The organism is Hymenobacter puniceus (assembly GCF_014333525.1).
Taxonomy (GTDB): Bacteria; Bacteroidota; Bacteroidia; order Cytophagales; family Hymenobacteraceae; genus Hymenobacter.
In genome coordinates this window covers 779,926-802,039 of the sequence record NZ_JACSCX010000002.1, presented here as the reverse complement: position 1 = coordinate 802,039, position 22,114 = coordinate 779,926, and the positions used below count along the sequence as shown (strand labels likewise).

Here is a 22,114-nt window from a genome sequence, read left to right as displayed (position 1 = left end):
TCTGTGAACGTTCTGCTCGTTGATGACTCGCGGCTGGCCCGCACCGAACTGCGCCACCTGCTGCAGGCCTTTCCCGACGTGACGGTAGTAGGCGAAGCCCGCCACGCCGCCGAGGCCCGCACGCGCCTGCAGGAGCTGCGCCCCGACCTGCTGCTGCTCGATATCCATATGCCCGGCGAAACCGGCTTCGAGCTGCTGGCCTCACTGGAAGCGGCACCGCACGTCGTCTTCACCACCGCCTACGACGAGTATGCGCTGCGGGCTTTTGAGGTAAATGCCCTCGACTACCTCTTGAAGCCCGTGCAGGAAAGCCGCCTGGCCGCCGCGCTGGAAAAGGCGCGGGCCAAGCTGATGCCGGCCGCCGAGGCGCCAACACCTGCGTCGGCGGCCCTGCCCAATGAGCCCGCACCCACCCTGTTAACCGAGCACGACCAGGTGTTTGTGAAAGATGGGGAACGGTGCTGGTTTGTGCGCTTGTCCGACATTCGGCTCTTCGAAATCAATGGCAGCTACACCCAGATCTACTTCGAGCAGCACCGCCCCCTGATTCCGCGGACCCTGCAGCACCTGGAGCAGCGCCTCGATTCCCGCGTGTTTTTCCGCGCCAACCGCCAGCAGATTATCAACCTGAAGTGGATCGAAGGCATTGAGCCCTGGTTTAGCAGCACCCTCAAAATCCGGTTGCGGGGCGGCCCCGAGGTGGAAGTATCTCGGCAGCAGTCCGCCCGGTTCCGCGAACTACTTAGCCTTTAGAATAATACGAAGAATATGTATCTTTTTTAGGACGGCAGTAGTACACGGAGCAACACCCTTTCTACTGGCCCCTCGACATGAAAACGCTACTCCCTATACTTGCCCTTGCAACGCTAATTGGTCTCGGCTCCTGCGCCCAGGACCGCACCGCCCAAAGCGCTAATCCACGTGGCTACGGCACCGTAAAAGTGAAGCCGGAGCGCCGGAGCAACAACAAGGCCCGCTTCCGTAAAGAACGCAACCCCATTGATTTAGGCATTGATCTTTCGCCGCGTAAGCCTACACAGTACGAAACTGTGAAAGCGCCGAAGAAATATAAATACAGCAAAGTAGGCTGGTAACCCTTGCCTGCCTGCCCTGGTCTGAAGCCCTGCCTACATTATTGGCGGGGCTTTTTGCATTTTCAACGCACCAGCATCAGCAGAAGACACCTGCCCTACAGCACTGCTTTTCTGGATAGTCGGCCACTAGCGGCCAGTTGCACAAAATCAGGAAACAGCACTATCACCATTGGTTTGAAGCTGCTGGCAGAGCCATTTGCGTAGTTGGTCGAAAAGCCGATGCGCATCTGCCGCAGAACGCCCTGAAACAGCTAAATTCGCTGGTGCTATTCCCTGTTTAGCAGGCACTTCGCAACATCCGAAGGCGGATTTGCTTCGTTCGGATCAGCATCCCACCTATCCTGATTTTCTATTCGCTTATGCGCACATCAGTACTTTCTTCGGCAATTACTCTGCTGGCTGTGCTTCTGCTGCGTAGCGGCAGCACTATTGCGCAAACTGGCAGCATTGCCAGCGCCAGCACTACGGCCACACCAGCTGCGGTAGTTCAGCCTGGTCTGCTGGCCTTCAAGCTAAAGCCGGAACACTACGCGCAGGCGCAGGCAGGCCGCGTAACGATACCTCGGCTGGAGGCTACGCTGCGCCGTTTGGGAATGATACGGATGGTGCAGAAATTTCCGAATGCCCAGCTTCCCGACCCTAAAAATCCGGAAGCCGTAAATTTGCGTCTGGTATATCAAGTGTGGCTGCCAACTACCACCGACTTGCTTAAAGCCCAGCTGGCTTTGCGCCAAACCGGTGTGCTGGCGTATGTAGAGCCGCTTTACTCCCGCGCCCCCCTCTACCAGCCCAACGACCCGCTGGCCGACTCCACAAATGCCAACGGCCAGTATCATCTGCGCAACATCCGCGCCTACCAGGCCTGGGACGTCACCAAGGGCGACTCCACCGTGCTGATCGGCATCACCGATACGGGCTTCCGGCTCTCGCACGAAGATCTTAACGGCCAGTGGCAGCGCAACCGCCAGGACCCGCCCGATGGCCTCGATAACGACAACGACGGCTACGTAGACAACTACCGCGGCTGGGACCTCGCCGACAACGACAACAATCCGGCTTCTGACTCCTACCAGCAGCCCCGCCACGGCGTGCACTCAGCCGGCGCGGCTTCGGCCCGCCCCGATAATGGCCGCGGCGTGGCCGGCACCGGGTTTAATTGCCGCTTTCTACCCCTGAAAATCTTTCCGAGCACGCCCGGAGGCAGCTTCGCAGGCTTTGAGGCCATTGTGTACGCCGCCGACCACGGCTGCCAAGTCATCAACATGAGCTGGGGGGCCGTAGGCGGCCGCTCGCAGTTCGAGCAGGACGTCATTACGTATGCCGCCGTCAACCGCGACGTGGTGGTGGTGGCCTCGGCCGGCAACACCAATGCCGAGCTGGACTTTTACCCGGCCTCTTACGAGCATGTGCTATCGGTGGGCGCCTCCGGGCGGACGGATGTTAAGTCAGGCTTTGCTACCTACAGCCGCCGGCTGGACCTGGTGGCGCCCGGCGACAATGTGCTGACGGTATGGGGGGACACCGACACCGACTATATCCCGGCCACGGGCTCGTCGTTTTCGGCGCCGCTGGTAGCCGGCGCAGCCGGGCTGGTGCGGGCGCGATTCCCGCAGTTTACGGCTGCCCAAGTGCGCGCCCAGCTGCGCCGCACCACTGATAACATTGAGGCGCTGCCCGGCAACGCCGCCTACATTGGTAAGCTCGGAACGGGCCGCCTGAATATGTTTCGGGCAGTGCGCGCCAACGACCAGCGGGCCGTGCGCCTCACTCAGCGCCGGTTCAGCCCCGCTAAAGGCGCCTACCAGCCCGCCGACACCATCCGGCTGACGGTGGAAGTGGAGAACCTGCTGCTGCCGGTTCAGAACCTGACACTCACTGTTACGTCGCTTTCTCCCCATCTCACCGTACGGCAAGGCACGTTTGGGGCCGGAGCACTGGCGACGCTGGCCCGCGCCGCCAATACGGCGGCCCCGTTTCGGCTGGCAGTAGCGGCCGGGGTGCCGCTCAATACCCGCGCTGTGCTGCGCTATCATTTCGAGGATGCCGCTACCGGCTACCAGGAAGACCAGTATGGCACCGTGCTACTCAACCCCGATTACGTGGTGCTCAATGCCGGCGACCTGGCTCTCACGCTCACCAGCCGCGGCAGCCTCGGCTACGACGGCCTCGGCTCTGATCTGGGCGAAGGGGTAACGTACCGGGGTGGCACGCCGCTGCTCTATGAAGGCGGCCTGCTGCTGGCTGCTGGCACCGGCCGCGTTTCCAGCCGCCTACGCAACGAGCGGAATGTAGCCGATGCCGACTTTTTCCGCCTGACACAGGCCGCGTTGCGGCGCCAGCCCCTGCGCGCCGACCAGGAAGCCAGCAATGTGCTGCAGGACTCACTGCCCTCGGCCACGCGCTACCGCACCGTAGGCGTGCAGGTGCGCCAGCGCGGCTACGCTTGGGCCCAGGCCCCGCACCGCGACTATGTGGTGCTGGAATATCAGCTCAAAAACGTGACGCCGGACACGCTCAAACCACTTTACGCGGGTTTGTTCATGGATTGGGACGTGGTGCCCGAATATGCCCGCAACGTGGTAGCCTGGGATTCGGTGCGCCGCCTAAGCTACGCCTACGATGCCAGCAGTCCGGATGTGTATGTGGGAGTGAAATGGTTGAGCGGGGGCACGCCGACCACCTATGCCATCAATGTGAATGCACCGGCCGGTAGCGCCGTGCAGCTTTCCAACGGATTCAGCCGTATCGAGAAATACCTCACCCTAAGCAACGGCATTCGCCAGCGCACCACGGGCCTGCCCACCGGCACCGATATTGCCCACGTGGTGGGTGCCAGCTTTCCTCGGCTTGCCCCCACCGACTCGGCCATTGTAGCGTTTGCAGTGCTGGCCGCTCCTACCCTGGCACAGCTGCAGGCTGCCGCCGATGCTGCCCAAACCCGCTACAACGTAGTGCTGCCTACCCGGCCGGCGCTGGCAGCCGGCGCCTGGCAGTTATATCCCAATCCGGCTTCCGGGCGGGTGCGGGTAGAAATCCCAGCCCGTTTTGGTGGCCAGCGGGTGCTGCTGCTAAATCCTCTTGGCCAACTAGTACGGCAAGTCAGCTTCAGCGGTACGGCCATCAGCCTCGACGTTAGCAGCCTGCCAGCCGGTCTGTATCTGGTACAAGTGCAGGGCACTGGTGGGCAGTTGGTCCGGACGCTTGTAGTGCAGCCCTGACCGCAGCAGTAGTAGGATATAGTTCCTGCAAGAAGCTTCTTCCAAGACTATAGCAGCAGTGTGCTGCAAAGGGTATTGCGCCAGCTTCATCGACTAACTTGTTTAGCAAATGAATAGACAAAAGCTGTCGTTACGCAGTGTCTTCAATGTAGTCGAGATGCTTGCTTTCAGGAATTAAAATTCTGTTAAAACCTGTACTGAGGGGTATAACCACTGTAAATAATCCGACTAATATTTTTAGGAAACGGGCAATATGCTTATCTTTGGATATGTCGAAAGTAAAGCTCCCCGTTTCGCCTCCAGTGCAGCTGTATGCCCGCTGCATAGACGCCTCGCGCCGCCCCGCTGACCACGTAGGTGACTGGCCGGAAGCTGGTCGTGTTTATCCAGTGCAGTTGCGCCGCAATGCCCGTACCGGCCAGCCCCAGGTGCATGTGCTGGGTTTCTATGCCGAGCGCCCATATGGGGCGTTTGCCCACCACCGCTTCGAGAAAGTGGCGCAGGTGTGGCTCAATTAGCTTCCTCCATTTTCCACAACAAAGCCCGTCTTTCCTGCTATTTGTAGCAGAAAAGACGGGCTTCTACTTTTATAGGCAGCCATAAGCTGCTTAGCAGCTTACTATCTGAAAGTTAGCGCTGTGTCTCTGTTTTAGCTTCATGGCCAATTTCAATGGCCGGCGTTTTTTTGCCTTCCCCGAACATCACCTGGTCGCCAAGATTATAGATTTCCTGAATGTCGTGCAGAATGTGCTCGAAATCCAAGTTCAGGTCTTTGAGCAGGCCGGTTTTCAGGTCGAATACCCAGCCGTGTACCGTTGGATAGCCTTTCTCCAGATACGTCTGTTGCACCACCGCCATTTTAGTGACGTTGACGCACTGTTCCTGCACGTTTAGTTCCACCAGCCGGTCGTAGCGCGCCGTGGTGTCTTCAATCTTGTCGAGCTCAGCGTGGTGCAGACGATATACGTCGCGGATATTGCGCAGCCACGGATTCATAATGCCCAGATCTTTGGGTTGCATGGCTGCTTTTACGCCACCGCAGCCATAGTGGCCACACACCACAATATGCTTTACGCCTAAGTGAGCCACAGCGTACTCAATCACCGAAGTGGAGTTGAGGTCGATGTTGATGACCAGGTTGGCAATGTTGCGGTGCACAAATACCTCGCCGGGCGCCACACCCATCAGTTCTTCAGCCGTCACGCGCGAGTCGGAGCAGCCGATATAGAGGTAGTCAGGTTTTTGGTCGGCAGCCAGGTGCGCCAAAAACTCCGCGTTCGAGGTGGTGTTGGTTGCCACCCATTGGCGGTTTTTTTCGAAGATTTCGTCGTAGGTTATCATAGGCGCTATATACGTTCTTTCGCCCTGAATGATAGCAGGCACAAAATATTTTTCATGCCCGCATTACGCAACTTTCTATTAGTCAGAAAGTAATGCAGCACACTGCTAATTTCCTCGCTCCCGATAGTGCCAGAAAATGCCAGCATCGAAGGGCGTCCAGAAGGCAGCGCGCTGCCCGGCAGACTTCAGGGCTTCATTAGCCCAGCTGTTGCAGGTGTAAAACAGATTATAGGTGCGCCGGGCTTCATAAAACGCATCATGCTGGCCGTAGCTGTGGCCCGCAATATGCTCGACGCGGCCCTCGACATCGTAATCGAAGCTTTTTTGAATAAAGTCGATCAGGTGGGCATACTGAGCCTGGGTAAGGTATAACCGCACGCAGTCTTTGCCCTCGGTGGGCCGGTGGTGAAATGTAGCGTGAATAGCCGACTCGCCGAGCCAGAACATGGCCTTGAAAGCCGTGCTGGGCTTTAGCTCGGCCCAGGTCGGTGTATCGAGGTAGAAGCCCTTGTCGCCCCAACCAAAGCCCACAAACTGCATGCTGGAGTCAGCGGCGGGCGTGTGGGCATAGCGGACTTGCGTGGTCCAGTCGATTTGCGAGCTGCGCACGGGCACTACAATATCGGTGTGTACGCCATTGGAGAGGATGTACACCTCCACAGCATCGGGCGCGGGCTTCCCCCGCTTGCCTACCGGCACCGCCGAAAGCCCCACAGCTGCCACGCCATACAGCACCAGAATACCGGCAATGCTGCCACCTGCGTAAGCGGCGCCTTTGGCTATTTTTTTCAGCGTACTGGGCATATATCAGCGAAATCGGGAGAGAAGGAAGGGAAGATGCCCCTCATACGAAAGCGCGCAAAGAAAGCCGTTCCCAACTTATATTTGGCTTCCCTTCCTTTCGCTATGTCTCAGCCTGACGACCAGACCTACACCATTCCGGCCCCGTACCGCCGGATGGAAAACCTACATATCCTGTTCTGGCTGCTCAAGGATATCGGCTGGTGCATGCTCTGGAAGCCGCTGGGCATCAGCATGATTTTCCCGACCCTGACCATTGCCCTCGTTATTACCTGGCGCACTAGACACGTAGCGTCAGAGCTAGCCCACAACTTGGCCATCGTGTTCTGGATTTCGGCCAATTCCTACTGGATGGTCAGCGAATTCCTGGGCTTCGATACTGTGCGGGTGTGGGGCAACGTCACAGGCAAGCACCTGGCGCTACTGCCGTTCCTGACGGGCCTCCTGATTCTGTTGTACTACTACCTGGTGCAGAAGCCCCGGGAGGCGCGGGCGGAGCAGTCCAACTAAGCACGTATCCCCTTAAGCTGGCGCTACGCTGTCTGCGGCCTCCGCATGTGCCACGCGGCCAAGCCTATTGCCGCCACCACCAGCAGCCCGAGGTAGTCATCCAGCGGCACGGCTGTCGGCTGATTCGATTCGCTTTCATCTACATCCAGGGCCGCCTTACCGCTGAGAACCTGCTCCTGCTTTCGTTGTAATGCCGCTTTCTGGGCCTGGTTTTCGAGGGCCAGGTAAGCTGTGAAGGGTGTCAGGATGCCGGCCCGGAAGCTGGCCTGTACAAACGGTACACGCTGCTCGTCGGTGGCTTCGGGATGGAACGCCTGCCATTGCTGGTAGCCGTGTAGCAGCAAGCCCGTCTGCCAGCGCCCACCGGCCGCCAGCGCTGGCCGCATTGGAGCCGCCGGGTGCGCCAGCACTACCTCGGCCGTGCCATTATCGGCGAGGTAGGCCAGCGGCCGGATAGCCGAGGGCCAGGCGCGCACTTTCGGGCGGGTGGTTGTGGGAAGCGACGTTGTGAAGGAATCCGTAAGAGGCTTGTGTGAATTCTGCCGCAACGAATGCGCGGTTAACTGCTGGTTGGCATCCAGTACGTAAAACCGGTCCGATTCCGGATACGCAGCCTGCAATTCGGCTAGGTCGGAACCCAGCACGGCCGTAGTCAGCGTTTCAGTTACTACTATCGGAATCGGGTAGGTGGCGCGGGGCCGTTGGCGGGCGTGCACCAGCAGCTGACGCAAAGCGCCTTCTAAGTAGAATCCGCCCCGACTCTGGTGTCCGGTAAGCTGCTGCTGCCAGTCGGCTCCGGCTTGTACCTGAGTAGCATAAGCATCTACCAGCGTAAAGCGTGTGGACGTATCGCGCAGCACCTCGGGCCCAAACTGCTGCTCTAGGCGGCGGGCATACACCTGACGATGCTGCTGCTGACGGGCTGACACATCGAGCAGAAAATGGTAGTACGGCCGGCGCTGCACCAGCGGCAGGCGCTGCTTAGCCGCGCCGCTCATATATGCTACCTCCCCGTCTGAAGCCAGTACCGGGACCGTTACGTCCGGCACTTTGAGTGCCTGCCCCAGACGGAGTGTGCGACCATCCAGCGTTAGAACAACCGGCTCCTTATGCAACAGCTGAAACCCGGTTACGCGGAAGGTGCGGCCGACCACCGGATACACCCGCAAATTCAGTTGGTGGTCGTTCTGGTAGGTCAGCAGGCCTGGGTCCCGCACTTGGGTTTCGCTCAGAATTTGGGCATAAACCCAGGCGGCAGCCTTTTTCTCAGCAAGAATACCATGCTCCCGACGGCCGTTCATGTCCAGGTAGTAGTCGCCTACCCAACAGCCAGTAGGTAGGTTCAGCAGCGTAGTGTACTCACCGGCGCGCAAGGTGGTATCGGTGTTTGCCACGTGCAGCTCCACTTGGCTCACCCAAGCCTGCTGGTGGGCGTCATATGTGCTCTTAGTAGTTACTTGGGTGATGGCCGGGGCGGCTGGTGTTGGTATGGCAAAAGACCGGGTTTTAGATGCCGTATCTTCTGACAGCGCGCCCAGGAACACCTGTTCCAGATCCGCAATTTTAGTATCCGATAGTGTAAGGTTATCCAACACCAGCCAATTGAAGTACAACGATAAGTACGGCACATGTGAGCCAAACATGACGTCGCCCCGGTTGCTGCGGTCTTTATGCTGCTTCACCACCGCCAGCGTGCGGGCCAGGGCCGACTCATCCAAATCATACCGGCGGCGGTAATCCGGGGCGTAGCGGTAATCGAGAGCCTGGTGTAGAGTGTATCGGTCGAACAGATAACGGGCCGTGATGAGTAGCGGCAACGCACCTATTCCGCCCAGTAATACCAGCAGCAGTACTCGCCCCGAAAACACCGGCCGCAGCAGTTTCCAGTCGGCAGCCAACTCGCGTACGTGCACCAGCAGCAGCACTAGTGGCGTGAGCATCAGAAAACCGGTTCCAATGATAATGACGGCTAACAACGACAGCGGCAGGAACGGCAGAAACACTAGAAAAAAGTAGAATGTGTAGCCCAACAGCACACTGCGCCCAAACAGCAGCAGCAGGTGCAGCCAGCGGTTGGAACTGGCCGGCAGACACAGCAGCATCCCATTCAATACGGCCAGCCCATAAAACCACGGACTGTTGAAATTGCCAAATACGCCCGCCTCCGCGCTACCAAAACCTCCCCAGAACAGCCCGTTGTTCACCAGCAAGCCTATCACCGGCAACACAATTCCCAGTAGTACTTTCCACAGCACGCTGAACTCACGGCCGTAACCGCCCCGTCGCAGTTCCAGAATGTACACCACCCGCACCACGTAAAACAGAAATCCGATGGTGCCCACCACCAGCCCCGTCACCATAAGCCCGCCACTAAGCCAGGCAGGCAGAATGTTTTCCAGCAGGAAGCCGCCCGGCAGCATAATCAGCACGAACCACACGCCCGGCACCGCCAGAGCCAGCAGCACATTAATCAGGACGGAATACTCACGGTCAGCGGGCGTCAGGCGCATTACTAGGGCATAACCGGCGTGGGCCAGCGTAGGCATCAGAAACGTGATGAGGTACACCAGCGGGTCGGTGGGCACCATCCAGCGCGGCACGGCCCGGGGAACCAGTTCATCCGCCAGGCTCACGCTCAGGCAGATGAAGGCCGCATATCCTGCCAGCGTCAGCACACAGTATAGCGTACGGACCTCCTGTCGGCGCCTCAGCTGCCACAGCGCATACATCAGCGTGCTGGCGGCCAGCCCTGCCAGGCCGCCCCCCAGGCACGCCCAGGTCTGCACGCTACTGGTTGGCAGCAGGCTTTGAATAACCTTGAACTGCCCATAGCTCAGAAGCACCAGTACAACAATGGCCACGGTATTGACCAGCAACAACCATTTCGGATGCAATAGATTACGCATAAGATTCAGAAAACATAACGCCCACACCACATCAGGCAACTGCCAAGTTACTCGGGGCGAACAAACATACTTTAAAGTACTTTGCATTTCAAAGTTTATTCGAACAAAAATGGCCGCAGCTCCTCTTCGAGCAGGCGGCCGTTTTTAGTAAACTGCGCTATAGCCTTTACTATAGCAGTTTCAAGGTGTTCCTACATACTCCCGACTAAACCAGCCACGCCTTACCGCACTTCCTGCATTCCGGCCACTACCAGCTGCAGCGGAGCCGGCTGAGTTGGGCGGCGGGCACTCCAGCGGCGCAGCACTAAGTGCGTGGGCAGATAGGCGACTACCAGCAGCACCAGCATCCAGCAGACTAAGTACATCGGGGCCGGCAGCCAGGTTTGCGGGGCGGCGTCATCGAAGCCGAACACGTAGTTGATGTTCACCGGAATCTTTGGGTCGGGCATGACGGCGCCGGCGGGCGGCAGCAGGAAGAATGCTACCAGGCACAGGCCCCAGGCCACGCCGGTCCAGGCCCAGAGGGCGCGCCGGTCGTAGCCGAGGCGGCGCACCAGGTACACCAGCAGAAACGGCAGCCAGCCGTGGAAGAACGAGAGGCCGCGCAGAAACAGGCTGCGGTTCTCATCGAACATGTACGAGGTCATGCCCAGCAGCCGGACGCCCAGCAGCTCGCCCACGAAGTCGGCGCACCAGAGCACCTGCGGCAGCAGAATGCCCACCGCCGCCATCGACGCCGGCAGGGCCTTCTCGGTCCAGACGCTGATTAGGCAGAGCAGCAACGATATGTCGCAGAAGTACAGGAAGTTGCTGGGACCGTAGTTGTACCAATACACTGGCACCATCACGACCAGGAAGGCGGTGAAGAGCACTTTCAGGGCAAGTGGCAGACGGGAGGCAGGGCGAAGCATGGCAGGAGCGTATGGCGGTGAGGATTGCTACCAGTCTTCCGGACTGATATGCTGTGACAAGTATAGCGCACCGCCCTCCTCTCCTACACCCGAATTATTGCGTTTTCAGGACTTCGGCTATATTCTAAAATCTGCCTTAAAATCTCGCTGCAGCTATTTTCAGTCAGATATTCAGACTTTACAAACATCCTATTTCAGCCTAGACTCAACCGGTTTGCGGCGCAGTTCCATCCTGATAAGGCACAAAAAAACGGCCGCCTCCCTTTCGGGAAGCGGCCGTTTTTACTTGGAACCGAATTCAGAATTACTTCTGCGACAGTTGGGCCTCGCCTGACTCTTTCAAGCGAATCAGGTTTAGGGCCGAGCCGGCTTTAAACCACTCGATCTGGCCTTGGTTGTAAGTGTGATTCACCGTGATGAGGTCGGTGTCGCCGTCGGCGTGGTGCAGACGGATCTGCAGGGGCTTGCCAGGGGCAAACTCCGTCAGGCCGAGGATGTCGAACGTGTCATCCTCTTCAATCAGGTCGTAATCGGCCTTGTTGGCGAAAGTGAGGGCCAGCATGCCCTGCTTTTTGAGGTTGGTTTCATGAATCCGGGCAAAGCTCTTCACCAAGATGGCACGCACACCCAGGTGGCGGGGCTCCATGGCAGCGTGCTCGCGCGAGCTGCCTTCGCCGTAGTTCTCGTCGCCTACCACAATCGACCCGATACCCTGAGCTTTGTAGTTACGCGCTACCGCCGGTACCGGCGAGTAAGGCGTGCCCTGCGTCAGGCCATCCTTCACGGCGTTGGCTTCGCCGTTGAAGGAGTTGATGGCGCCGATGAGCATGTTGTTGGAGATGTTATCCAAGTGGCCGCGGTATTTCAGCCATGGGCCGGCCATTGAAATGTGGTCGGTGGTGCACTTGCCCTGCGCCTTGATGAGCAGGCGCAACCCTTTCAGGTCGGTGCCTTCCCACGGCTTGAAGGGGTCAAGCAGCTGCAGACGGTCGGAAGCGGGGGCTACCAGCACCTGCACGCCCGAGCCATCAGCAGCGGGAGCCTGGAAACCGGCATCTTCTACGGCAAAACCAGCGGGCGGCAGCTCAATGCCCTGCGGCTCGTCGAACTTCACCTGCTGGCCGTCTTTGGTGGTCAGCGTGTCGGTGAGGGGGTTGAAGGTCAGGTCGCCGGCAATGGCGAAGGCCGTCACGATTTCGGGCGAGGCCACGAAGGCGTGAGTGTTTGGGTTGCCGTCGTTGCGCTTGGCAAAGTTGCGGTTGAAGCTCGTGATGATGGAGTTGCGGCGCTTGGGGTCGTCGGTGTGGCGGGCCCACTGGCCGATGCACGGACCGCAGGCGTTGGCCAGCACCACGCCGCCCATCTGGGCGAAGGTGTCCAGCAAACCGTCGCGCTCCACGGTGTAGCGCACCAGCTCCGAGCCGGGCGTTACAGTGAATTCAGCGTTGACCGTGAGGCCTTTGCTTACGGCCTGGCCGGCAATGCTGGCGGCGCGCGTGATGTCTTCGTAGCTGGAGTTGGTGCACGAGCCAATCAGGCCCACTTCCAGCTTCTCGGGCCAGCCGTGCTCTTTTACGGCTGCCGCAAACTGCGAAATCGGCCAGGCGGCGTCCGGCGTGAACGGACCGTTCACGTAGGGCTCCAGCTCGTCGAGGTTGATTTCGATGAGACGGTCGTAGAAAGCTTCGGGGTTAGCATATACCTCGTCGTCGGCGCGCAGGTGCTGGGCCACGCCGGCGGCGAGGTCGGCAATGTCGGCCCGCTCGGTGGAGCGTAGGTAGTCGCCCATCTTCTCGTCGTAGCTGAACACCGAGGTGGTAGCCCCGATTTCAGCGCCCATGTTGCAGATGGTGCCTTTGCCAGTAGCGGAAAGGCTGTTAGCGCCTTCGCCGAAGTACTCCACAATAGCACCGGTGCCGCCTTTTACGGTCAGGATACCAGCTACTTTCAGAATTACGTCTTTGGCCGAAGTCCAGCCGTTCATTTTGCCGGTCAGCTTCACGCCGATTACTTTCGGGAACTTCAGCTCCCAGGCCATGCCGGCCATTACGTCCACGGCATCGGCGCCGCCTACGCCAATGGCAATCATGCCGAGGCCACCCGCGTTGGGCGTATGTGAGTCGGTGCCGATCATCATGCCGCCGGGGAAGGCGTAGTTTTCGAGCACCACTTGGTGAATGATACCCGCGCCGGGCTTCCAGAAGCCGATGCCGTATTTATTGGAAACCGAAGCCAGGAAGTCGTAGACCTCCTTGTTTTCGGAGTTGGCGATGGCCAAATCTTCGGTAGCGCCCTCTTTGGCCTGAATCAGGTGGTCGCAGTGCACAGTGCTGGGTACGGCGGCCTGGGGCTTGCCGGCCTGCATGAATTGGAGCAGCGCCATCTGGGCGGTGGCATCCTGCATGGCTACACGGTCGGGGGCGAAGTCGACGTAGGAAACGCCCCGCTCAAACGCCTGCGAAACCGTGCCGCCGTACAGGTGAGCGTACAGGATTTTTTCGGTGAGGGTAAGCGGGCGGCCAACGGCGGTACGGGCGGCCTCGATGCGGGAGCCCATGCCAGCGTACACAGCCTTGATCATTTCTAAGTCAAACGCCATAATTCAAAAGGGAAAAAGTGGAGAGAACGTGCCTATCTAAGACAGGTACGCAAATATAGGTACCGGTCGTTGCGCAGCCCAACTTTTCGGTGGCTGGAAGCTGATACCGGCTGGCATTTAGAATGATTCCAGCCGGCGCCGGCCAAAGTTGGGCTACATTCGCGGCTCTTGCGCTTTAAACTAATTCGGGGGCGCCGTAGTTTAGCCCCGAATCACCTTAACCCTCTTTTGTATGCCCGTTGCCATTGACATTCGCAAGGCAGTACTCGGGGCCGGACTCGCGCTGGCCGCCGTGGCCTGCCAGCCCAATTCCTCTACTTCTGAAAACCAGGCCGCTACCGAAGCTGCCGGCACGGCCGGTGCTACGGCACTTTCGGCCGGCACCTGGCGCGGCGTACTGTCGGCCCAGGGCCAGGAAATACCGTTTCTGTTTGATGTGACCACCGACGGCGGCAAGCCCACCGTGACGCTACGCAATGGCGAAGAACGCCTCAAACTCGACGAAATCAGCACCGCCGGTGACTCTACCACCATCCGGCTGGGCGTGTTCGATGCCGCCCTAGTGGTGCGCGCCGATGGCGCCGACAAGCTCAAGGGCACCTGGGTGAAATACGACGGCAAGGAGCCATACCGTGTGGCGTTTGCGGCCACCAAGGGCGCCGAGCCGCTGTTTCCGGTGATGGCCGACCAGAAGGTGGAATCTTTCGATGGCACCTGGAAAGTCACGTTTAAAGGCAGCGACGGCAAAACGTATCCGGCCGTCGGAATTTTCAAGCAGGAAGGCCCAAACGTAAGCGGTACTTTCCTGACTTCTACCGGCGACTACCGCTACCTGGCGGGGCAGGCCGACGGGAACACGCTCAAGCTTTCGACGTTTGATGGCAGCCACGGCTTCCTGTTCACGGCGCAGAAACAAGGAACTGCGCTGCAGGGCGACTTTTACAGCGGCAAGTCGGGCCACGAAACCTGGACCGCCACGCTGGACCCGAGCGCCAAGCTGCCCGACGCCAACGCCCTGACCGGCATGAAGCCCGGCCAGAAAAAGCTGGACTTCAAGTTCCCAAGCATCTACGAAGGAGGTAGCATCTCCCCTTCCGACCCCAAGTACAAGGGCAAAGTAGTAGTGCTGCAGATCCTGGGCTCATGGTGCCCAAACTGCATGGACGAAACCAACTTCCTGGCCCCCTGGTACGAGAAGAACAAGCAGCGCGGCGTGGAAATCATCGGGCTGGGCTACGAGCGTACTACCGACCAGAAAGTGGCCTCGCAGAAGCTGCTGAAAATGAAGGAGCGCATGAACATCGGCTACGACCTGGCCGTGGCCGGGCAAGCCTCGTCGGCGGAAGCCAGCAAGTCGTTGCCGCAGCTGCAGAAGGTCATTGCCTTCCCCACCACCATTTTCCTGGATAAGAAAGGCGAGGTGCGCAAGATTCACACCGGCTACTCGGGCCCCGGCACCGGCAAGTACTACGAGCAGGAAGTGGCTGAATTCAACAAAACCATCGACCAGCTACTGGCAGAATAACGCTTCCTCCAGCCTCTTGGGATAGGAAGAGAACGAAGCACCTACTAATAGCAACCAGAAACGCCGTAGCTGATCAGCTGCGGCGTTTCTGGTTGTATGGTGCTACGGAAGTCGTAGCGGGGCTAACAGCTACTGAGGTCAACGAAAAGCATCACGCCGACTATCAACTCACTGCCCGCACCTGTAGCCACAGCGGCCCTTTTGGCCGCAACGTAATCAGCGGATCGGTACCAGCGGGGGCGGCGGAAACGGGCGCAAAATCGAAGTGGCGCAAAGCTTCCAGCAGCACCAGCTGAATTTCGGTGAGGGCGAAGTGGCTGCCCACGCACAGGCGCGGCCCACCACCGAAGGGCAGGTACGCATACGCCGGAATGGGCGGCTGCTGGCCGGGCGCAAACCGCTCGGGCCGAAAGGCATCGGGCTCGGGCCACAGCTCGGGGTGGCGGTGGATGCCATAGACGTAGATGGAAAACAGCGTGCCTTTTGGGATGGGCAGGCCCTGAAACTCATCGTCTTCCAAGGCCACCCGGTCCAGAATCCAGGCCGGCGGATAGAGGCGCATGGTTTCCTGCACTACCTGCAGCGCGTAGGGCAGCTGCGTGAGCTCCGCAAACTCGGGTGGGCGCTGAGCGAGGCCCACTGCCGCCCGCTCCTGCCGGATCTGCGCTGCGGCTTCGGGATGCTGAGCCAGCAGATGCAGCATCCAGCTCAGGGCATTGGCGCTGGTTTCGTGTCCGGCCAGCAGCAGGATATTGGCTTCGTCCAGTAGCTGCTCTTCGCTCATGGCTTCGCCGGTGTCCTCGTAGCGGGCATCCAGCAACATTTGCAGCAGGTCGTCGGGCGGCGGTGCGGTGTCAGCTGGCTGGCCGGGCTTGACTGGGGCGGGCGTTGCGGAAGCAGCTGCCACTGGCACGCCGGCACCTTGCGACGCCTGCCGCCGACGGATGTAGCCGCGCACCAGCTCGCGCAGCTCCTGGCTGAGGGCATCGTGCTGCTGGAAGGCACCGCGCAACCGAAACCAGGGCCGCAGGTAGGGCTGCCGGATGGTGCGCACGTAAAAGGCCTGAATGCGGGTGAGAACCTCCGACAGCCGGTCACGCTCGGCATCGGTCATGCTGGTCCCGAATGTGGCCTGCGCAATAATCTGGAAAGCCACGCGGGTCATTTCGGCATGAATATCCACTGTGAGCGAGCCACCAACTGCCGCCAGCCGGGCGCGCAGGTCCTGGCTCCACTCTTCGGCGGCGGCCTGCATCAGGCGCGTGAGGGCCGTTAGCCGCTGCCGATGCAAGCCGGGCTGGATCAGGCGGCGCTGTCGCAGCCAGTCGGCCCCTTCGTTGGTGAGCAGCCCGCGGCCGAGGTACCGGATCAGGCCGTGCGTGAGGTCGGACTTGAGGTAGCGGCGGTGGTTTTTCTGGAGAATATGCTGGGTCAGGGCCGGGTCGCGCGTGACGATGCAGGGCCGCACGCCACCCAGGTGCAAACCCACCGTGTCGCCGTGGTGCGTGAGGGCGCGGTCGAGGTTCTGGATGGGCTGGCGGGCCATGGCCAGGGAGCCAAGCAAGGTGCGCCAGCGCGGCACGCGCGGCAGTGGGCGCGCCAGCCTGGCCAGGCTGGCTAGCGGCAAATCAGATAAATCGGGCATAGAAAAGCAGACAGACAGGCCCGATAGCAGGCCAAGAAATATACAGCGCAAGTATAACGAACCGGGGCGTGGCACCAGGGCAAGTTCGGCTGCTGATCAGTGCGCAAACAAACTGAACCGCAGCTCATAGGTGCCTGGGCACGGCGAAGCTCGCGCACAACCCTGCCGGCCCTTCTGCCCGTACAACCAACTGCCCGGCGCTGCCGGATGCCGCATTCTTGTCCCTTCCTCACAACCAAACCTACGCCCGCTTATGTGGATTCAACAGCAACCCGATGCCCTCGCTCCCCTCGCCGACCTGCAGGGCCACACCGTAGGCCTCAAGTTTGAGTGCAACATGTGCCACACCGAGGTTTTCACTGATTCGCTCGGTGTGCCCGCCCCCGACCATCTGGCCAATTCTATGGAAGACGACGGCCAATACGAGAAAGAGGAAGTGAAATGCCCCGGCTGCGATATGACGCACGAAATAACCGTCAAAAGCACCTTCGACGGCGTGAAATTCGACGTGTCGGAAGTAGCGCCCGGCAGCGTGTCGTACCAACTGAATCACTGATTAGGTCGGATTTTTCGGATTCCTCGGATTTTGTGGACGGTTGTCCCTTTCAAGCAAGCAAAAAGGATTGCCAGTTGGCAATCCTTTTTGCTTGGTCCGGTTGAAGGAAACGAATCAGCGCCGTCCAAAAAATCCGTGTAATCCGTGCAAAATCCGTGTGAATCAGTGATTCTAGTGGTTGCGTTCTATCGTGTAGTTGATAAGCTGTTCCAGTGAGGTGCGCGAAGCGGAGGCCGGAAACGTGTGCAACACGGCTACTGCCTCGTCGCGGTAGCGTTCCATCACCTTGATGGCGTAGTCGAGCCCGCCGGACTGCTGCACGAACTCGATGACGGCCTGCACCCGGTCTTTGCGGCCGTCGTTGTTTTTTACGTTGTAGATGATGCGGCGCTTGGTGAGCCAGTCGGCCTGCTGCAGGGCATAAATGAGCGGCAGCGTCATCTTCTTTTCCTTGATATCGATGCCCACCGGCTTGCCGATTTCGGCGGTACCGAAATCGAACAGGTCGTCTTTGATCTGAAAGGCCATGCCTACTTTCTCGCCGAAAAGCCGGGCCCGTTCGATGGTTTCTTTGTCGGCACCGGCCGAGGCGGCGCCCACGGCGCAGCAGGAGGCAATCAGGGACGCCGTTTTCTGCCGAATGATGTCGAAATACACGTCCTCGGTAATGTCGAGGCGGCGGGCTTTTTCAATCTGCAGCAGCTCGCCTTCGCTCAATTCCTTCACGGCATTGCTCACGATTTTGAGCAGCTCGTAATCGTCGTTTTCCAGACTCAGCAGCAGGCCTTTACTCAGCAGATAGTCGCCGACGAGCACGGCAATCTTGTTTTTCCAGAGGGCGTTGATGCTGAAAAACCCGCGCCGGTAGTTGCTTTCGTCCACCACGTCGTCGTGCACGAGGGTGGCCGTGTGCAGCAGCTCGATGAGGGCCGCGCCTCGGAACGATGCTTCCGGCAGCGGGTCGCCGCCGCTGATTTTGGCCGTAAAAAACACGAACATGGGCCGAATCTGCTTGCCCTTGCGCTTCACGATGTAGCCCATGATTTTGTCCAGCAGCAGTTGCTTGGTCTGCATGGACGCGCGGAATTTCTGTTCGAATTCCAACATTTCGGCGGCAATAGGCGCCTGTATCTGGTCCAGCGTTACGGTCATGCGGGTATTTTGGGCGCTGCGAAAGTACGCGGAAAAAGGTGAGATGGTAAATCGGCACGGAAATGAGTTCTGGAAACAGCTGGCGTGACCTTTTTGCTGAGTGTTCTTCCGCGGGCGCCTTGCCAAAGCACCCACACCTTCTGCCGTCGGTGCCCGGCTACTGCCCGCTGCATCTCCTATCTTCGCTGCATGCCAACTCAACCTGTCCGCCTCGACTTTCCTCTTGCCAGCGCCCGCCACCACCGGCCGTTCATGGCTGATGCCCGCTACGTGCCCACTGGCCAGCCCAAGCCGGTGGTGGTGTTTGTGCACGGCTTCAAGGGGTTCAAGGACTGGGGCCACTTCAATGTGCTGGCCGATTGGTTTGCCGAGCAGGGCTTTGTGTTCGTGAAGCTTAACCTGTCGCACAACGGCCTGGTGGTGGGCGGCACCGGCGACCTGGAGGACCTCGAAGCCTTTGGCCAGAACAACTTCAGTCTGGAGCTCGACGATATTGGGGCGCTGCTCGACACGCTGCAGCAGGGCCAGTCGGGTATTCCGGCAGCCGAAATGGACCTGACCCATATGGCCCTTATCGGCCACAGCCGGGGCGGCGGGCTGGTGCTGCTGAAAGCCGCCGAAGACGCCCGCGTGCGGGCCGTGGTGACGTGGGCGGCCATCAGCAACGTGAATCCCGGCTGGCCTGAGCACCTTATGCAGCAGTGGCAACAGCAGGGCGTTTTTCACGTGGAAAACTCGCGCACCGGCCAGCAGCTGCCCATGCACTACCAAATTGTGGAAGACTACCACCAGAACCGCCTGCGCCTCGACATCCGCCATAATGTACGCCGCAAGCTGCGTGGCCGCCCCGTCCTCGTGCTGCACGGCGACCAGGACGAAACCGTTCCTCTGGACCGGGCCTTGCAACTCAAAGAGTGGTACCCGGCCGCCGAGCTGCAGGTGCTACCCGGCGTGACGCACAACTTCGGCGGCACCCACCCCTGGTTGAAAGCAGAGCTACCTGCCGAGGCACTACAGGCAGCAGAAGTGACGGCAGCGTTTCTACGGCGCGTGTTGTAGCCTTTGATAGCCACTATGCCTATCGCCTACCTCCTGCTCGGCTCCAACCTCGGCGACCGGGCCACGATTCTGCAGGAAGCGGTGCAGTATTTGAGCAAAGCCGCTGGCCCTATTGTGGCCGCATCTGGCCTCTACGAAACGGCCGCCTGGGGGCTGGAAGACCAGCCGCCGTTCCTCAACCAAGCAATCGGTATCCAAACTAGCCTCCCGCCTGCCAATCTGCTGCAGGTGTGCCTGGCTACCGAGCAGCAGGCCGGCCGCGTGCGTGAGGTCCGCTGGGGCGCCCGCACGCTGGACGTGGATATTCTGCTTTATGGGCAGGAAATAGTAACGACCTCGGATCTGCGGATTCCGCATCTCCGCCTGCCGGAGCGCCGGTTTGCGCTGGCGCCGCTAGCCGAAATTGCCGGTTCGGTAGTACACCCGGGCCTGCGGCAAACAATAGCAGAGCTGCTGGAGTCTTGCCCCGACCAGTTGCCAGTACAGCGCCTATAGCCGACCAATTGTAGTGTTAGCGGATTTAATCCTGAGCCGCGCTATTGCTTGGTTGCGGCAAATGCAGACGGATGGTTGTGCAGAAAGATGCTGTTGCGGATGGTTCTGGCGGCTGGGTAGAGCAGCCAGCAAAAGCCAAGTAGTAGCATCAGCCGCTGCCGTTTGGGACTTTGGCTAGCCAGTACCTGCTGGGCTTGCGCAAAAAGCAGCAGGAAAAACGGAGCATATAGTACGGCCGTGTACCGGTCGGCATCGGTGAGGCCGGCGCCGCTCTGCCCGAGCCAGGCGAGTGGCACCAGTGGCAGCAGCACCACCGGAACCATGATGCCCAGCAAACGCAAAAACCGGGGCCCCGGCACCATTAGGCCACCGGTAGTGAGTAGTAGAAAAAGCACTGCGTACAGGCCGTATCCCTGGCTGGCGTACGTGGTGAGCGGCATAAGCCAGCGGCCCATAGCGTGGCCGAAATCAGTGGCCGCCTGCACCCAAATGTTCCAGCCCTGAATTTCCTGTAGGTTGCGGGCGGCGGCCACTACCAGCGTGTAGTATTGCCAGACCGCGCCGGCCCCAACCGTCAGCAGCTCGTGCCCCACCAGCAGCCACCGGCGGCGCCATGCCCACACCGGATACAGCGCCACCACACTCAACCCTACACCTGCCAGCACAAAAAACCCTGTCACACGCTGCAAAGGCAGCAAAATGCCGCACACCGTAGCGCACAGCAGCATCGTGGCAGTGCCGTTTCTGCTGTAGCAATACAGCGCGTACAGGTAGCCCGAAAGCAAAAGAATGAACAGTGGCTCCGACCACAAAAAGCCGCCGCACATGAGCCAGGGCGTCGAAAACGCCAACACCAGAATATACAGCCGGATCAAGGCCGGATGAGTCAGCAGCTGTTGGCCCAAACGCCCCCACAGCAGCAGGCTGGCGGCCAGGCACGTGCCCTGCAGCCACTTCCAACCAAACGGCAAAACCGCTTTCCAGCCCGCCAGCACCACCGGAAACAAGGGCGGCCACGCAGTGTAGAGCGTGCCATTGGCATTTCGGAGCTGGCCGGTAGTGGCAACGCTTTGGGCCGCGCCCAGGTAGTTCCAGGAGTCCGGCGTCATGGCCAGGCCGTGCCAGGTTGCGTAGCCAAACAGGCCCGCCCAAATGGCAACACCCAACAACAGCCACCTCCAATCAGTGCTGAAAGCAAGCTGGGAGTGACTGTTGCTGGGCATCAAAGGAGTAGCTACGCCTGCGTTACGGCAGATTGCGCGCTTACTTCCGGCGCAATCTTCTTCACGAGGCCCTGCAGCACTTTACCGGGGCCACACTCCACAAACTCGGTGGCGCCATCCTGCACCATGCGCTGCACGCTTTGGGTCCAGCGGACCGGGGCCGTGAGCTGACGCACCAGGTTTTCCCGGATTTCGTCGGGGTTGGTGTGCGGCGCGGCGTCTACGTTCTGGTAGACCGGGCAGATGCCGGCCGAGAAAGTGGTTTTGGCAATGGCCTCCGCCAGCGCCGCTTCCGCCGACTGCATCAGGGGCGAGTGAAAGGCGCCGCCCACCGGCAGCGGCAACGCCCGCTTGGCACCGGCCGCTTTCAGCTGCTCGCAGGCCAGCTCGATGCCGCGCTGGGAGCCAGATACCACCAGCTGGCCGGGGCAGTTGTAGTTGGCCGCTACCACCACGTTGCCACCCGCCGTAATTTCCTGGCAGATGCGGGCCGTAGTGTCATCGTCGAGGGCCAGGATGGCGGCCATAGTGCCGGGCTGCTCCTGGCAGGCGGCCTGCATGGCTTTGGCCCGCTGCGCTACCAGTTGCAGCGCGTCCTCGAAGCGCAGCACCTTGGCCGCTACCAGCGCCGAAAACTCGCCCAGCGAGTGGCCTGCCACCATATCGGGCCGGAAATCGGGCAGCACGGCGGCCAGCGCCACCGAATGCAGAAAGATTGCCGGCTGGGTTACGTCGGTGCGGCGCAGGTCTTCCTCGGAGCCCGAGAACATAACGTCGGTGAGCGAGAAACCCAGAATATCGTTGGCCTGGTCCATGAGGCGCTTGGCCTCGGGATGCTGCTCGTACAGGTCGCGGCCCATACCGCTGAACTGGCTACCCTGGCCGGGGAAGATTACTGCTTTCAAAGGATCACGGATTAGCACGGATTTTAGCGGATTTCACAGATTTTGTGGACGGCCCCAACTTTGGCGCTGACACTTGGCAGGGCTCTCCTATCCGGTTCCGCTTTTCCGTGCGGGGTGGGAGAAAAATCGGATGCAAGCTGCACAAAAATGTTTTCTGACACCAGAGCATGCGCC

18 protein-coding genes are annotated in these 22,114 nt (G+C 59.9%); 9 read left to right on the top strand and 9 right to left on the bottom strand.

The window, feature by feature from the left end; translation table 11 throughout:
• The first annotated feature begins 3 nt into the window (after positions 1-3).
• The 4 genes from H8B14_RS08535 (at position 4) to H8B14_RS08520 (ending at position 4,830) form a co-directional block, all read left to right on the top strand.
• Entirely contained in the window at positions 4-753 is a 750-nt protein-coding gene (locus H8B14_RS08535) for a LytR/AlgR family response regulator transcription factor (protein WP_187315191.1), read from the top strand.
• A 77-nt stretch (positions 754-830) separates the two neighbouring features.
• On the top strand, positions 831-1,094 hold the full coding sequence (locus H8B14_RS08530) for a hypothetical protein (protein ID WP_187315190.1): 264 nt from the start codon (positions 831-833) through the stop codon (positions 1,092-1,094).
• Positions 1,095-1,495: 401 nt separating this feature from the next.
• Positions 1,496-4,312 carry a S8 family peptidase gene (locus H8B14_RS08525; RefSeq protein WP_187315189.1) on the top strand — a complete coding sequence of 939 codons (2,817 nt, stop codon included), beginning with the start codon at positions 1,496-1,498 and terminating at the stop codon, positions 4,310-4,312.
• A 269-nt stretch (positions 4,313-4,581) separates the two neighbouring features.
• Complete coding sequence (locus tag H8B14_RS08520; protein WP_187315188.1) at positions 4,582-4,830, top strand: hypothetical protein; 249 nt, start codon at positions 4,582-4,584, stop codon at positions 4,828-4,830.
• A gap of 112 nt (positions 4,831-4,942) precedes the next feature.
• On the opposite strand, the gene H8B14_RS08515 is transcribed toward H8B14_RS08520, so the two are convergent.
• Together H8B14_RS08515 and H8B14_RS08510 are read right to left on the bottom strand one after the other, a co-directional pair.
• Positions 4,943-5,653, bottom strand: coding sequence for a carbonic anhydrase (locus H8B14_RS08515; RefSeq protein ID WP_187315187.1), 711 nt, complete (start codon positions 5,651-5,653; stop codon positions 4,943-4,945).
• Between the two features lie 105 nt (positions 5,654-5,758).
• A complete protein-coding gene (locus H8B14_RS08510) occupies positions 5,759-6,457 on the bottom strand; it encodes a TIGR02117 family protein (RefSeq protein ID WP_187315186.1) in 699 nt (232 codons plus the stop codon).
• Between the two features lie 102 nt (positions 6,458-6,559).
• Between H8B14_RS08510 and H8B14_RS08505 the strand changes: the two genes are divergently transcribed.
• Positions 6,560-6,964 (top strand): hypothetical protein, encoded by a 405-nt coding sequence (locus H8B14_RS08505; RefSeq protein WP_222840562.1) that lies wholly within the window; start codon positions 6,560-6,562, stop codon positions 6,962-6,964.
• 23 nt (positions 6,965-6,987) lie between these two features.
• Here H8B14_RS08505 and H8B14_RS08500 read toward each other — a convergent pair whose 3' ends face one another.
• The 3 genes from H8B14_RS08500 to H8B14_RS08490 form a co-directional block, all read right to left on the bottom strand.
• A complete protein-coding gene (locus H8B14_RS08500; protein WP_187315185.1) occupies positions 6,988-9,870 on the bottom strand; it encodes an MSEP-CTERM sorting domain-containing protein in 2,883 nt (960 codons plus the stop codon).
• 221 nt (positions 9,871-10,091) lie between these two features.
• A complete protein-coding gene (locus tag H8B14_RS08495) occupies positions 10,092-10,781 on the bottom strand; it encodes a hypothetical protein (protein ID WP_187315184.1) in 690 nt (229 codons plus the stop codon).
• A gap of 304 nt (positions 10,782-11,085) precedes the next feature.
• The gene (locus H8B14_RS08490; protein WP_187315183.1) at positions 11,086-13,380 is read right to left on the bottom strand and encodes an aconitate hydratase; all 2,295 of its coding nucleotides are present in this window, start codon (positions 13,378-13,380) and stop codon (positions 11,086-11,088) included.
• 232 nt (positions 13,381-13,612) lie between these two features.
• Between H8B14_RS08490 and H8B14_RS08485 the strand changes: the two genes are divergently transcribed.
• The gene (locus H8B14_RS08485; protein ID WP_187315182.1) at positions 13,613-14,905 is read left to right on the top strand and encodes a peroxiredoxin family protein; all 1,293 of its coding nucleotides are present in this window, start codon (positions 13,613-13,615) and stop codon (positions 14,903-14,905) included.
• Between the two features lie 163 nt (positions 14,906-15,068).
• Here the strand turns inward: H8B14_RS08485 and H8B14_RS08480 are convergent, their stop codons facing one another.
• Complete coding sequence (locus H8B14_RS08480) at positions 15,069-16,550, bottom strand: cytochrome P450 (RefSeq protein WP_187315181.1); 1,482 nt, start codon at positions 16,548-16,550, stop codon at positions 15,069-15,071.
• A 253-nt stretch (positions 16,551-16,803) separates the two neighbouring features.
• Between H8B14_RS08480 and H8B14_RS08475 the strand changes: the two genes are divergently transcribed.
• Positions 16,804-17,106, top strand: a complete 303-nt coding sequence (locus tag H8B14_RS08475) for a hypothetical protein (protein ID WP_187315180.1) — start codon at positions 16,804-16,806, stop codon at positions 17,104-17,106.
• 171 nt (positions 17,107-17,277) lie between these two features.
• Here H8B14_RS08475 and H8B14_RS08470 read toward each other — a convergent pair whose 3' ends face one another.
• Positions 17,278-18,258, bottom strand: coding sequence for a polyprenyl synthetase family protein (locus tag H8B14_RS08470; RefSeq protein WP_187315179.1), 981 nt, complete (start codon positions 18,256-18,258; stop codon positions 17,278-17,280).
• A gap of 189 nt (positions 18,259-18,447) precedes the next feature.
• Here H8B14_RS08470 and H8B14_RS08465 point away from each other — a divergent pair, with 189 nt between their 5' ends.
• Together H8B14_RS08465 and folK are read left to right on the top strand one after the other, a co-directional pair.
• Positions 18,448-19,317 (top strand): alpha/beta hydrolase family protein, encoded by an 870-nt coding sequence (locus tag H8B14_RS08465; RefSeq protein ID WP_187315178.1) that lies wholly within the window; start codon positions 18,448-18,450, stop codon positions 19,315-19,317.
• Between the two features lie 15 nt (positions 19,318-19,332).
• Positions 19,333-19,812: a 2-amino-4-hydroxy-6-hydroxymethyldihydropteridine diphosphokinase gene (gene folK, locus H8B14_RS08460; RefSeq protein ID WP_187315177.1), complete on the top strand. Its 480-nt coding sequence runs from the start codon at positions 19,333-19,335 to the stop codon at positions 19,810-19,812.
• A gap of 41 nt (positions 19,813-19,853) precedes the next feature.
• Here the strand turns inward: folK and H8B14_RS08455 are convergent, their stop codons facing one another.
• Positions 19,854-20,921 carry a hypothetical protein gene (locus H8B14_RS08455; RefSeq protein ID WP_187315176.1) on the bottom strand — a complete coding sequence of 356 codons (1,068 nt, stop codon included), beginning with the start codon at positions 20,919-20,921 and terminating at the stop codon, positions 19,854-19,856.
• Between the two features lie 125 nt (positions 20,922-21,046).
• Positions 21,047-21,940, bottom strand: a complete 894-nt coding sequence (fabD, locus tag H8B14_RS08450; protein WP_187315175.1) for an ACP S-malonyltransferase — start codon at positions 21,938-21,940, stop codon at positions 21,047-21,049.
• Positions 21,941-22,114: the final 174 nt, after the last annotated feature.

What these genes read in the sequence shown, in the direction of transcription:
- H8B14_RS08455 (WP_187315176.1), bottom strand. Translation starts at nt 20,921, where the DNA reads ATGACGCCGGACTCCTGGAACTACCTGGGCGCGGCCCAAAGCGTTGCC.
- H8B14_RS08520 (WP_187315188.1), top strand. Translation starts at nt 4,582, where the DNA reads ATGTCGAAAGTAAAGCTCCCCGTTTCGCCTCCAGTGCAGCTGTATGCC.
- H8B14_RS08475 (WP_187315180.1), top strand. Translation starts at nt 16,804, where the DNA reads ATGTGGATTCAACAGCAACCCGATGCCCTCGCTCCCCTCGCCGACCTG.
- H8B14_RS08490 (WP_187315183.1), bottom strand. Translation starts at nt 13,380, where the DNA reads ATGGCGTTTGACTTAGAAATGATCAAGGCTGTGTACGCTGGCATGGGC.
- H8B14_RS08465 (WP_187315178.1), top strand. Translation starts at nt 18,448, where the DNA reads ATGCCAACTCAACCTGTCCGCCTCGACTTTCCTCTTGCCAGCGCCCGC.
- H8B14_RS08470 (WP_187315179.1), bottom strand. Translation starts at nt 18,258, where the DNA reads ATGACCGTAACGCTGGACCAGATACAGGCGCCTATTGCCGCCGAAATG.
- folK (WP_187315177.1), top strand. Translation starts at nt 19,333, where the DNA reads ATGCCTATCGCCTACCTCCTGCTCGGCTCCAACCTCGGCGACCGGGCC.
- H8B14_RS08485 (WP_187315182.1), top strand. Translation starts at nt 13,613, where the DNA reads ATGCCCGTTGCCATTGACATTCGCAAGGCAGTACTCGGGGCCGGACTC.
- H8B14_RS08515 (WP_187315187.1), bottom strand. Translation starts at nt 5,653, where the DNA reads ATGATAACCTACGACGAAATCTTCGAAAAAAACCGCCAATGGGTGGCA.
- H8B14_RS08500 (WP_187315185.1), bottom strand. Translation starts at nt 9,870, where the DNA reads ATGCGTAATCTATTGCATCCGAAATGGTTGTTGCTGGTCAATACCGTG.
- H8B14_RS08480 (WP_187315181.1), bottom strand. Translation starts at nt 16,550, where the DNA reads ATGCCCGATTTATCTGATTTGCCGCTAGCCAGCCTGGCCAGGCTGGCG.
- H8B14_RS08530 (WP_187315190.1), top strand. Translation starts at nt 831, where the DNA reads ATGAAAACGCTACTCCCTATACTTGCCCTTGCAACGCTAATTGGTCTC.
- H8B14_RS08495 (WP_187315184.1), bottom strand. Translation starts at nt 10,781, where the DNA reads ATGCTTCGCCCTGCCTCCCGTCTGCCACTTGCCCTGAAAGTGCTCTTC.
- H8B14_RS08505 (WP_222840562.1), top strand. Translation starts at nt 6,560, where the DNA reads ATGTCTCAGCCTGACGACCAGACCTACACCATTCCGGCCCCGTACCGC.
- H8B14_RS08510 (WP_187315186.1), bottom strand. Translation starts at nt 6,457, where the DNA reads ATGCCCAGTACGCTGAAAAAAATAGCCAAAGGCGCCGCTTACGCAGGT.